Annotated in this window: 18 protein-coding genes; 16 read left to right on the forward strand and 2 right to left on the reverse strand. The window is 62.8% G+C overall.

What is annotated here, in order from left to right:
* Nucleotides 1–179 precede the first annotated feature (179 nt).
* Complete coding sequence (locus NWI01_RS00675) at nucleotides 180–1,013, reverse strand: DNA adenine methylase (RefSeq protein WP_141381823.1); 834 nt, start codon at nucleotides 1,011–1,013, stop codon at nucleotides 180–182.
* A gap of 220 nt (nucleotides 1,014–1,233) precedes the next feature.
* Nucleotides 1,234–2,052, reverse strand: a complete 819-nt coding sequence (locus tag NWI01_RS00680; protein ID WP_141381824.1) for a S24 family peptidase — start codon at nucleotides 2,050–2,052, stop codon at nucleotides 1,234–1,236.
* 74 nt (nucleotides 2,053–2,126) lie between these two features.
* Here NWI01_RS00680 and NWI01_RS20215 point away from each other — a divergent pair, with 74 nt between their 5' ends.
* The 16 genes from NWI01_RS20215 to NWI01_RS00755 all read left to right on the forward strand — a co-directional run bounded on the left by NWI01_RS20215 (nucleotide 2,127) and on the right by NWI01_RS00755 (nucleotide 9,933).
* A complete protein-coding gene (locus NWI01_RS20215) occupies nucleotides 2,127–2,432 on the forward strand; it encodes a helix-turn-helix domain-containing protein (RefSeq protein ID WP_375782163.1) in 306 nt (101 codons plus the stop codon).
* Nucleotides 2,429–2,755, forward strand: coding sequence for a hypothetical protein (locus NWI01_RS00690; RefSeq protein ID WP_141381826.1), 327 nt, complete (start codon nucleotides 2,429–2,431; stop codon nucleotides 2,753–2,755). The genes NWI01_RS20215 and NWI01_RS00690 overlap by 4 nt, the downstream gene beginning before the upstream one ends.
* Entirely contained in the window at nucleotides 2,748–2,948 is a 201-nt protein-coding gene (locus NWI01_RS00695) for a hypothetical protein (protein WP_141381827.1), read from the forward strand. The genes NWI01_RS00690 and NWI01_RS00695 overlap by 8 nt, the downstream gene beginning before the upstream one ends.
* On the forward strand, nucleotides 2,938–3,102 hold the full coding sequence (locus NWI01_RS18700; RefSeq protein WP_181410312.1) for a hypothetical protein: 165 nt from the start codon (nucleotides 2,938–2,940) through the stop codon (nucleotides 3,100–3,102). Before NWI01_RS00695 ends, NWI01_RS18700 begins: the two co-directional genes overlap by 11 nt.
* Complete coding sequence (locus NWI01_RS00700; protein WP_141381828.1) at nucleotides 3,099–3,332, forward strand: hypothetical protein; 234 nt, start codon at nucleotides 3,099–3,101, stop codon at nucleotides 3,330–3,332. Before NWI01_RS18700 ends, NWI01_RS00700 begins: the two co-directional genes overlap by 4 nt.
* On the forward strand, nucleotides 3,329–3,787 hold the full coding sequence (locus NWI01_RS00705) for a hypothetical protein (protein ID WP_141381829.1): 459 nt from the start codon (nucleotides 3,329–3,331) through the stop codon (nucleotides 3,785–3,787). Before NWI01_RS00700 ends, NWI01_RS00705 begins: the two co-directional genes overlap by 4 nt.
* Complete coding sequence (locus NWI01_RS00710) at nucleotides 3,784–5,940, forward strand: DNA-binding protein (RefSeq protein ID WP_181410313.1); 2,157 nt, start codon at nucleotides 3,784–3,786, stop codon at nucleotides 5,938–5,940. The genes NWI01_RS00705 and NWI01_RS00710 overlap by 4 nt, the downstream gene beginning before the upstream one ends.
* Nucleotides 5,941–6,022: 82 nt before the next feature.
* Nucleotides 6,023–6,724, forward strand: coding sequence for an AAA family ATPase (locus NWI01_RS00715; RefSeq protein ID WP_210242926.1), 702 nt, complete (start codon nucleotides 6,023–6,025; stop codon nucleotides 6,722–6,724).
* A complete protein-coding gene (locus NWI01_RS00720; RefSeq protein WP_141381832.1) occupies nucleotides 6,724–7,104 on the forward strand; it encodes a hypothetical protein in 381 nt (126 codons plus the stop codon). Before NWI01_RS00715 ends, NWI01_RS00720 begins: the two co-directional genes overlap by 1 nt.
* Nucleotides 7,101–7,478: a transcriptional regulator gene (locus NWI01_RS00725; protein ID WP_141381833.1), complete on the forward strand. Its 378-nt coding sequence runs from the start codon at nucleotides 7,101–7,103 to the stop codon at nucleotides 7,476–7,478. Before NWI01_RS00720 ends, NWI01_RS00725 begins: the two co-directional genes overlap by 4 nt.
* Nucleotides 7,478–7,891 carry a transcriptional regulator gene (locus NWI01_RS00730; protein ID WP_141381834.1) on the forward strand — a complete coding sequence of 138 codons (414 nt, stop codon included), beginning with the start codon at nucleotides 7,478–7,480 and terminating at the stop codon, nucleotides 7,889–7,891. Before NWI01_RS00725 ends, NWI01_RS00730 begins: the two co-directional genes overlap by 1 nt.
* Nucleotides 7,878–8,132 carry a hypothetical protein gene (locus NWI01_RS00735; RefSeq protein WP_141381835.1) on the forward strand — a complete coding sequence of 85 codons (255 nt, stop codon included), beginning with the start codon at nucleotides 7,878–7,880 and terminating at the stop codon, nucleotides 8,130–8,132. The genes NWI01_RS00730 and NWI01_RS00735 overlap by 14 nt, the downstream gene beginning before the upstream one ends.
* The gene (locus tag NWI01_RS00740) at nucleotides 8,129–8,527 is read left to right on the forward strand and encodes a hypothetical protein (RefSeq protein ID WP_141381836.1); all 399 of its coding nucleotides are present in this window, start codon (nucleotides 8,129–8,131) and stop codon (nucleotides 8,525–8,527) included. The genes NWI01_RS00735 and NWI01_RS00740 overlap by 4 nt, the downstream gene beginning before the upstream one ends.
* Entirely contained in the window at nucleotides 8,520–9,056 is a 537-nt protein-coding gene (locus NWI01_RS00745; protein ID WP_141381837.1) for a host-nuclease inhibitor Gam family protein, read from the forward strand. Before NWI01_RS00740 ends, NWI01_RS00745 begins: the two co-directional genes overlap by 8 nt.
* A complete protein-coding gene (locus NWI01_RS00750; protein ID WP_210242927.1) occupies nucleotides 9,053–9,460 on the forward strand; it encodes a LexA family protein in 408 nt (135 codons plus the stop codon). The genes NWI01_RS00745 and NWI01_RS00750 overlap by 4 nt, the downstream gene beginning before the upstream one ends.
* Nucleotides 9,457–9,933, forward strand: a complete 477-nt coding sequence (locus tag NWI01_RS00755) for a hypothetical protein (RefSeq protein ID WP_141381838.1) — start codon at nucleotides 9,457–9,459, stop codon at nucleotides 9,931–9,933. Before NWI01_RS00750 ends, NWI01_RS00755 begins: the two co-directional genes overlap by 4 nt.

Genomic DNA, 9,933 nt, shown 5'->3' on the forward strand with positions numbered 1-9,933 from the left:
CAGCCCGACGGGGCGATCTCAAGTAATCCCCGAAAAATCGCGGTTGGCCCGAGCAAGTGGGAAGAAATAACCGTCACGCGCTGGGTGGATTCCCACTTATGGGGTTACGCAAAAAATTCCAACAAATACAGGTGTTTCCTTCTGGGATGCGCCATCGGACCGCTATCCAAGTGGGAATCCTAAGTGGGAATCCTCCGGCGGCAGAATCGGCGGCGCGAAATGATCAGCTCGCGGGCCGGGTGAGCGTTGGTCGATCGCGCCACCGTATAGGTCAATGAGACCGGTTTTATCGTGAATCCGGCGAAGGTTTTTCGGATATCCGGAACGTCGTTGATCGAGAGAATGAAGTGGCCTTGAAGGCCTCTTAAAACGGCGGCCATCCGCTCGAACTCGACCCGATCGAACATTCCCGCGCCGTAGTCGTTCTCGCCGCCCCAATAGGGCGGATCGAGGTAGAACAGCGTGCCCGGCCGATCGTAACGCGCGATGAAATCAGCCCAGGGCAGGCACTCGATGACGACGCCGGCGAGCCGATCATGCAGCGCGTCCAAAATCGGCGCGAGCTTCGTCACGTTGAATCGACCGCCAAGCGGATCGACTCCGAAGTTGCGACCCGCAACCTTCCCGCCGAACGCCGTCCGTTGAAGGTAAAGAAATCGCGCCGCGCGCTCCAGATCGGTCAACGTGCCCGGATCACTCGCCTTCAATCGCTCGAATTCCTGACGGCCCGTGAACTGCCAGCGCAGCATGTCCATAAAGGGCACGTAATGGCGCTGGAGAATTCGAAAGAAGGTCGCGACGTCGCCGGATCGATCGTTGATGATCTCACCTCTCGGGGCGCGCGGGCGTCTGAGGAAGACGCCGCCCATTCCAACGAACGGCTCGGCATAGGTCTCATGGGGAATCCGGCTGATCCGGTCGACCAGCATCTTGGATAACTTCTTCTTGCCACCGATATAACCGGCCGCCGGCTTAACCGGCGCGACGGCCCTGTAGACAACTCGCGACTCCATCTCGTCAAAATACTCCGGCCTGCCTACCGTCGCTGTGCTGTGCACCCCGTGTGCAGCAGCGGCGGGTCGGCGAGAACGGATTCGGTCGTCGAGCGGGTCAGTCTGCCAGGATAGGCCCGCGGCTGTCAGCGTTCCCACAACGCTGATACCCCCGCCACTCCAAGGCAGAGGACACCAACCGCGTCTCGCAACGATTCTGCTTAATGGATGGTTGAACTGCTCAAAGGCTTCGTCCGGCCCACTTCACCCTCCCGAATATCCGCATCGGCAAATGCCGAGGCGCTTCCTCTGGAGGAAACAGCTCGCGATTGTCCGAGATCATGATGACCGCGTCGCCAGTGCGGCGCAAACGTTTGACGTAGGCTTCGTTGCCGAGCCCGAATACGTAAATCTTGCCTTCCACGATCTCCACCGCCGCCGGCGACACGTCGACGAGCAGCGTATCGCCATCATGAATCGTCTCCTTCATGCTTTCGCCACTGGCTTCCATCAGGCGTGCGTGCTGCGGGGCGACGCCGACGTGAGCAAGAATCGCGCGGGGAAACCGGACGTGATCGGCGAGTTCGTCAAGGATCAGTGCGCCGCGCCCGGCGGCGGCCTTGAAAGCAAGCTTCTGGATTGGCACGTCGTCGGGATCGGCCTGCGGATTGTCCGGCGTAATCCGCACGAGCGGTGGTTGCCGCGCTTGAGCGCGCCCGGAAACGATCCAATCTACGGGAAGCATCGTTTCTGCTGCCAATGCGGCCACAGCGTCAACCGGAACCTTGGCTCCAGTACGATAGCGCGAGATCGCGTATCGAGCGCCGGAACCCATGAGGTTTTCTAGCTGCTCCGCGGGAATCAAAGTCGACACGATCGCTAGCCGATCTCCGACCGTGAGATGCGTCCAGTCGGGCAATGCGGCGTGATCAGGGACCTCCATTAAAACCTTCGAAAATTCCCGAATCTGCTTAGCCGACAAGCGGTTCTTACCGATTTCGGCAAAATCATCGGCCTTGAAGATGGTTTCTGAGCCGAAATCGCTTGTCTTTTTTGCCATTTTCACTCAACATTGCTTCGTTCGTTGCATTTCCGATGATTCTAACTTCATTCTTGAACCGAAATCGCTCAATGATGATCCCTCAAGGCTGGCATCGGGCCGACGTCGTAGCCGCAATTCATAAGCGCAATACGTCGCTCGCCGAATTGGCCCGCAACAACGGCTTGGCCGACGCCACTCTCCGAGCCGCCTTGTCTTACCCACGCAAGCCTTCCAACGAAATCATAGCTGATTTCCTTGGCAAAAATCTGCACGAGCTTTGGCCTCACTGGTTCGACAGTGAGGGAAATTTAATTGTCAAAACTCGTACCCGAAGCGCTGCTCAGAGGTCGACTCAGAAGCGTACAGCAAAACTGAGCCCGACCGGGGGGCGCGTATGACGACGCGCCTCTGCCCCCATTGTGCAAAGTTGGTTGCGGATGAATTAGTCCCGGCCTTCGAACGCGCGCGCGCTGCATGGGGAAGCGATCTTCCCGACTGGGTTGAGGCGTTGGCGCGCGAGCTGGATCGTAGCGGATTTACGGGTCTATGGGCTGGTCGGCGCGCCATCCTGTCGCCGGCCGTGACTCGTTGCACGATCGAGAACCGTCTCCCCCCACACATCGATACAACGTCGATTGAAGCCCGCGTCCGCGCCGCGCTGATGGTGGGCGAAATCGAAGGTCTGATCTCGCGTCTTAACGACGGAGACACGCATGCGTGACTCAGTCGAGATGACCGTCGATCTGCTCAACGTCGACGATGCCAGCCTCCTGGTCCGCGACCGCGCCACCGGCGTCGAGCACAGGCTCGGCTTCGAAGGCATCGCCATCGGCTCCAATTTCAACGGCGACGGCTACAGGCTGATCGTGCCGGCAGTGGTCGCCCTCGCCATGGGGATCAACCATGCCGCGTGACCGCTTCGAGCTTCTCCGCTTCGTCGTCGCGCTGCTTGTCTTGGCCGGTTTCTCGCTCGCCGGCTTGATGGCCCGCATCAGCCACGATCAAGGCTGCGTCGCGTCATCGACCCTCCGGCCGGCTATTGCCGTACACGTCGCGAGGCAGCCATGAGGTTCGCGCTCGCCACACCGCGCGGTCCACGCTTCTTTACAGGTCGATACGATCAATCGACGCCCATCCCGACGCCGTACACAACCGCGCACCCCGATCGCGCGCGCGAATACGACGATCGCAACGTCGCGCGACTGGAGTCCGAATATCTCAACCTGCTCGATGGTCTCCGCGCCCGCGAGCCGCGCCGCAACTGGATCGTCGTCGAACTGCCGGAGGCGTGGATATGACGCGCCGCCGCGATGCCAGCACGCCGGACCTGTTTCGCGACTTCACGCCGCCTCCGGTAGTTGAGCGTTTCGCGCCGGAGCGCGTCAAGGCCGCGCGCTGCTCGGCCCGCGTTGCCCGCGCCGTCGCCGAGGCGATCAAGGAATCCGGCCGATCGCGCGATGTCGTTGCGAACATGATGGGCGACTACCTCGGCGAGACCATCACGGTCGCGATGCTCGATCAGTATTCATCCGTGGCCAACGAGCGCAATAATATCCCGGCGCACCGTCTGGTCGCGCTTCTCGCCGTCACCGGCGACCTGCGCCTGATGAATGCGCTTCTCGCCGACACCGACGTGATCGCGGTTCACGCCAAATACGAAGCGCTGATCCGCCGCGAAATGGCGAAGGAAGCTCGCGACAAGCTGGACCGCGAGATCAATGCCGCCGACGCTCAATGGAGGGCCGGCCGGTGAAGTTGTTTTTATCCGCCGCCGAGATCGCAGAGTTGAGGTTGCCCGGCCTGCCAGCAAGCAAGCGTGGCGTGCTTTTTGCGGCAGAACGGCAAGGCTGGACCTCCCGACTGCGTAACGCGCGCGGCGGTGGCCTCGAATACGCGGTCGATTCGCTGCCTTCCGAAGCGCGCGTCGCCTATGTCGGCCAGCACATCGACGCGATTGAAGTCCCCGCCTCAATGGCGCGCGACGCCGCTGCCGAGCCCGAGGCCGTCAATGTCAAAGGCGGCGCCGCGTCGGCCCGCGATGCGCGGCTCGCCATTCTCGGACTAGCCGACAAGATCGCCGCGGAGGCCGGCGTTGGGCACAAGCGCTCCGACCGCCACTTCTGCGACCTTTACAACGCTCCCGATGCTCTCGACGTTGCTGACTGGATTCGCGCCGAGGTCAAGCACCTCGCGCCACGCACGCTGGCCCGGTGGCGCGCCCATGCGAAGGCTGGTCGCAAGTCGAAGCTGGCGGTTGATCGCGCCGCAGCCCGCAAGGGCACTGGCGTTCTCGATCGCGCAAACGACGGCGAGTTGAAGGTCGCGGTGCTGGCGCTGCTCGCCAAGCAGCCGCAACTTACCGCACACCACATCCGCGCCCTGATCGCCGATCGCTTTCCGAAGGTGATGATCGGCGATCGCGTGTTTGATCTTCCTCCGATCCGCACCTTTCAACACGCCTTGAAGGCATGGAAAGCGAGCTATCGCGTCGAGCTCGAGTCCATCCGCAACCCCGACGGCTTCAAATCAACCATGCGCTTCGCCGCGCGCGTGGCGAATCCGGCGATGCGCCTCAATGAAGTGTGGCAGATCGATGCCTCGCCGGCGGACGTGTTGACGACGGACGGCCGTTACCATGTCTACGTCTGCGAAGATATCTGGTCGCGCCGCATGGTCGCGCTGGTGACCAAGACGCCGCGTGCCGCCGCGGTGGGTCTTCTCATCCGCAAATCAATCCTCTCATGGGGCGTGCCGGATCGGATCAAGACTGACAACGGCTCGGATTTCATCGCCCGCGTCACGCAGCGCCTGTTCGCTTCTCTCAATATCGAGGTCGAGCTGGCACCGCCTTTCTCGCCAGAGAAAAAAGGCCACGTCGAGCGCGCAATCGGAACATTGCAGCGCGGCCTGATGCGGACACTTCCCGGATTCATCGGCCACAGCGTTGCCGACCGCAAAGTGATTGAGAATCGGAAGAGCTTTTCAAAACGCCTCGGCGAGAAGCCGGAGGATATGTTTGAGGTTGATCTGTCGGCCGCGGAGCTGCAGACGCGGGTCGACGATTGGTGCAAGGATGTTTATGGCCGCGCGCCCCATGCAGGGCTTAAAGGCCAGACGCCGTTCGCCAAAGCTGCCATGGCGGCAGTGTCGATCCGCAAAATCGAAGATGTCCGCGCCCTCGATATGCTGCTCGCGCCGGTCGCGGGCAAGGATGGTTTGCGCGTGGTCACCAAGACCGGCCTTCGCATCAACGACACGCATTATATCGGCGGCTTCCTCAACGTCGGTGACACCGTGCTCGTGCGGATGGACACCGATGACATGGGCCGCGCCTATGTTTTTGAGACGGACGGCGAGACCTATCTCGGCGAAGCGGTCGCGCCGGAACTTGCGGGCGTCGATCCGGCGGCGGCGATCGCTGCAGCTCGCGCCGCGCAGAAGCGTCACATCAACGAGCGCATGGATCAGGTTAAGCGCGAGGCGCGGCGGATCAAGGCGAAGGACTTCGCCTCGGCTATCCATCGGCAATCGCTGGTCGATGCCGGCACGCTGGTTGAATTTCCGAAGTCTTCAAGAGTGCATGAAACCCCGGCGCTCACCGCCGCGGCGAGCGCATCGAAGCCGACTGAAACTGTACATTCCGACGCCATCACGGCGTTGGCCGAGCAGCTCCGTGCCGAGGAAGCCTCCGCGCCGGCCGCCAAGGTCCGCAAGCTGCGGACGCAGGAGACCTCACACCAGCGCTGGAATCGGGCGCGCGCCATCGAGGCGCGGATCGCCTGCAATGAATTCGTGGATGCCGATGACCTGCTTTGGCTCGGTGGGTACCGCGAGGGTCCCGAGTACAGAGGCTTTCTCGACACATACGGAGAAGCCGATCCCGTTGCAATTAAAGGACTTGAATAGAATGTCGTCTCGCTCGTCTCACGAAGTCAAAGGCCCGGTGCCGATCAAGAATGTCGCGGCCTTCATGGTCATGACCCGCCGCTTGATCGAACGCGCCGCTCACTTGCCCGGACTCGGCGTCTGCAGCGGTCCGTCCGGCTACGGCAAAACCTACGCTTCTATATTTGCGCAGAACAAATCCAACGCGGTCCGCGTCGAGGTCGGCGATAGCTGGACTCGCCGTACCTTCCTTCGCGCGATCTTGCGCGAATTTGGCGAAACCGTCCTGGTCAAGGCGACGACGGCGGATATGGCCGAACAGGCGATCGCCTGCCTGGGCGAAGACCCCGACCGGCCGCTGATTGTCGACGAAGCCGACAAGCTTGTCGACAAGGGCATGATCGAGATCGTGCGCGAGCTGCAGGAATCTTCCGGCGCACCGATCATCCTGATCGGCGAAGAAAAGCTGCCGGCGAAGCTGCTCACCGTCGAGCGTGTGCATAACCGCGTGCTCGACTGGTTCCAGGCACAGCCCTGCGACCTCGACGATGCCCGCGAGCTTGCCAGGGCGTTCGTGCCAGGCGTGACCATCAAGGATGACCTTCTCGACACGATCCGCTCGGCGTCTGGCGGTCGTGCGCGCCGCATCGTTGTGAATCTGGCCCACGCCTCCGAGCTCGCCCGCAATCAGGGCCTCAAAGCCATCGATCTTAAGGTGCGGGCGAGCGAGCCGTTCTTCACCGGGGAGCCGCCGCAGGTCCGGCACGTCGAGGCATATCAACGCAAGCCCAAGGCGGCCGCGTGATGCCCGTCAACCATGGAAAGATGCTGAGGTTGCGAGTGCCGGTGCCGACGCGCAATCTCATCGGCGGCACCGCGCAAGAAGCGCTGTGGGTTGCTATCCGCAGCCTCAAGACATTCACAACGCGCGAGCTGGCCATCGCGGCGTCGACGGACACACTCGTCATCCAGCCCGAGGTGGCTGATCGATACCTGCGACGGCTGCGCGACGCAGGATATCTCACGCTCCATCGCGACGCGGCAGCCAAATCGGACGCGTGGCGACTCTTGCCGCGCATGAACACCGGCCCGAAGCCGCCGATGCTGGTGCAGGTCTCACTGATCTTTGACCGTAACCAAAGGGCGGTTTTTGACGGCCCGCATAGCGAGGAGATCGTGCTTTGAAACAGAAAGTCGATTTCCTCGCCAAGGCTCGCAAGGCATGGGGTGCGCCGCCCGACTGGATTGTCGAACTTGCGCAGGAGTGCAACCGCACCACGGCGGCGAGAGCCGCCAAGCGCATCGGATATTCGTCGGCCGTGATCAGCCACGTTCTGGCGCATCGATATCCCGGCGATATCGACCGCGTGGCCGCCAAGGTGCGCGGCGCTCTCATGGGCGAGACGGTCGTGTGCCCGATCGTCGGCGAGATCGGCCGCGATCGCTGCCTCAATGAGCAGCGCATGGACAACACCGGCGCATCCTCGATCCGCGCGAAGCTGTATCGCGCCTGCCGCGGCGGTTGCCCGCATTCCCGTCTTACTCAGGAGGACGAGTGATGTTTGCGCGCAAAGGAGAAAAGCCTGTCGGCGTCGATTTCATCGCCAATGCCCGCGCGGGCTGGGGCGATCCAATGCCCGACTGGATCGAGACGCTCGCGATCGAGGCCAACCGGACGAACCTTGGCAAGACGGCGCATCGCATCGGTATCCGCCGCAACGTGCTGTGCAGTGTGCTGTACAACAAGTATAGCGGGAACCTTGCGAAGATCGAAGAACGTGCCCGCGAAGCTCTTCCGCCGCCGCCGACTGATTGTCCCGTGCTCGGCGCGATCGAGCAGAAGCGCTGCCTGAATGAGCAACGCATGGACAACACCGGCGCATCCTCGATCCGCGCGAAGCTGTATCGCGCCTGCCGCGGCGGCTGCCCGCATTCCCGTCTCACTCAGGAGGATAACGATGCTGGCCGCTGATCTCGCTTTGTTGCGCGACACCTTCGACGCCTGGTGTCGCGGCGATCCCTGTCCCGATGCGACCGCATGGCATCAGTTCCGGCGCGATCTCCATGCCGCCGCGAGTAAGGCCGCGATGGCGGAAGTCGGCATCGCCCTCGACACTTTCAAGGTGCTCGCAGAGTGCCTGAAGGGCGACACCAACGTGCGGTTGTTGCCGAGCGCGTTCGGCCCGCGCGATCGTCGACAGGGTGCGTCATGACCGATCCCGTCACCACACCCGACGCCCCGCCAGTCGCGCCGGCCTTGCCGACCCTGGCCGAACAGGTCGCGGCGATTTCGGCGAGCGATGTTCTCGCCATCGCCGCCGCGATCCTCAAAAGCGGCAAGCGCCGCGCGTTGCAAGCCTCAACTGTCGAGATCATGGCGCTTGCGCGCGCGTATCGCGATCACGCGCGGCTCGCCGAACTCACGCTCTCGCTGCTGCTCACCGCCGACGATCTGCAGGCCGAAGGCAACGCCGACCGCCGCACCGCGCTGCGCAGCGCGGTGAATACTCAAATCGACATGGTCGCCCAGGCGCTGACCGATCTCGGCTACGGCCGCGAGAACGACCCAACCCCAACCCCAACCGAAAAGGAGACGACGAATGGTTAAGGCAAGGGCGATGGCTGCCGTTGCGGTGCGCGTGCCGCAATCCCGCGAGGAAGCGACCGCGATGCTGGCCGAATACGGCAAGGTCATGCGCGATATCGAGCATCTTGAAACCGATTTGAATCAGGCGCTCGCCGATACGAAACAGAAATACGTCGATATGACCCAACCGCTGCAGGCAGCGGCGAAAGACCTGTTCAAGGGCTTGCAGACGTATTGCGACGCCAATCGCGCCACGCTCACCGGCGGCGACAAAAGCAAGACCGTCGATCTCGGCACCGGCAAGGTGTCGTGGCGGCATAATCCGGCCAAGGTCAGCTTTCGCGGCAAGGTGGATGATGTCATTGCGCGCATCAAGGATGCCGGTGCCGAATTCGCAGGCTTCCTGCGCGAGACGGTCGAGATCGACAAGGTCGCGATGCTGCGCAACCCGAATCTCGCCAAGAAGATTGACGGCGTGAAGATCGCCTCAGCCGGCGAGACCTTCACCGTCGAGCCGTTCGCCGACGAGCAGCTTGCGGAGGCGTCATGATGTCTGCGCCGCAGATGCACATGGCGCTAGCGCCGCAATTCGGCCTGACCTCGCGCGAGCGAGAATGTCTGGACGTCATTCAGGCGCATATCGCGCGATACCGTTCCAGCCCGTCATATGACGACATCGCCGTTGGTCTTGGAGTGTCATCCAAGTCCAGCATTCACCGCCTTGTCACCGGCCTCGAAAAGCGGGGCCACATCGTCAGACAGTTTGGGAGCAAGCGCTCGATCGCGCTTGTGGGCGCGGCGGCTGCGCCATTGCCGGGCTACACGTTGCCGCCGACCGTCGAGGTGGCGCTGCGCGCTCATTGCCGCAAGAGCGGGGACGATCCCGCCGATGTCATCGTTGACGCCGTCGCCCTGTTTCTCGACGACGCCGGCGAGCGGGTCGCGTCGGCATGAAACAGACTCGGACCATCCGCCTGTCGGACGCCGAGCGGGCGGCGCGCGCCGCCCGCATGCGCGCCCTGCAGGCCGACCCGAAGTTTCAGGCCGCGCGGAAAGCCGCGATAAAGCAGCAAACAGCGGATCGGCGTGCCGCGCAGGCGGAACTGATGCGGCGGATGAACGCCGATCCTTCGTTCATCCTCAAGAAGCGCGCCGCGCAGGATCTGGCGCGCATCCAGGCCATCAAGATTCCCGAACACACCATTCCGGTGGTGCGCGGGCTTTTCGTCGAAATGAACGAGCAGCGCGCCACGCTGGCCGACGTGGCCGAGCGCGCCGGCATCGGCGTCGACACACTCCGCTTCTGGCGCTTCCGCAGCATGCCGCGCGCCGACCTGCTCGATGCCGCCCTCAACGCCGTCGATCTTGAACTCGCGATCGTCCCGCTCGGCACGCGCGACGGGAACGGCTTCGCCAAGAAAGGATGA

It is taken from the genome of Nitrobacter winogradskyi, assembly GCF_006539545.1.
Lineage (GTDB): Bacteria > Pseudomonadota > Alphaproteobacteria > Rhizobiales > Xanthobacteraceae > Nitrobacter > Nitrobacter winogradskyi_A.